The 368-nt window shown below is 64.4% G+C and carries 1 protein-coding gene; it reads right to left on the minus strand.

All coding sequences use genetic code 11. The annotated features are described in order from the left end of the window. Positions 1-55: 55 nt before the first annotated feature. Positions 56-253, minus strand: coding sequence for a DUF397 domain-containing protein (locus tag ACFHW1_RS28900; protein WP_416616756.1), 198 nt, complete (start codon positions 251-253; stop codon positions 56-58). Positions 254-368 lie beyond the last annotated feature (115 nt).

Here is a 368-nt window from a genome sequence, read left to right on the forward strand (position 1 = left end):
TCAGTCAGTGGTTGGGTCAGACCTCGGCGGGAGGTGCTCTTCTCCATCATCTCTGTCAGTGGTTGTATTCGTCGGTCTTGACTGCGTGGATGAAGGCGGTCCAGTCGGTGGTGGTGAAGGTGAGGGTTGGGCCGGTGTGGTCTTTGCTGTCGCGGACTGCGGTGGTGTGGGGCATGTTGGCGACTTCGATGCAGGCGCCGCCGTTGTTGTCGCTGCGGCTGGACTTGCGCCAGGTGGGGTGGGACGTGTTCATGGTCAGCCTCTGGTGTCGTCTGCGATCCGCTGGATGAGGGTGCGGGACTCGACCGGGCCGAGTGCGGCGGCGGTGAGTCGTTCCCAGAGCCGAGTGTATGCCCGGACCGCCTCGG

The organism is Micromonospora sp. LOL_014, from assembly GCF_048060245.1.
GTDB lineage: Bacteria > Actinomycetota > Actinomycetes > Mycobacteriales > Micromonosporaceae > Micromonospora_E.

Excerpts from the sequence above, each read along its gene's own strand:
- ACFHW1_RS28900 (WP_416616756.1), bottom strand. The coding sequence starts at position 253 with ATGAACACGTCCCACCCCACCTGGCGCAAGTCCAGCCGCAGCGACAAC.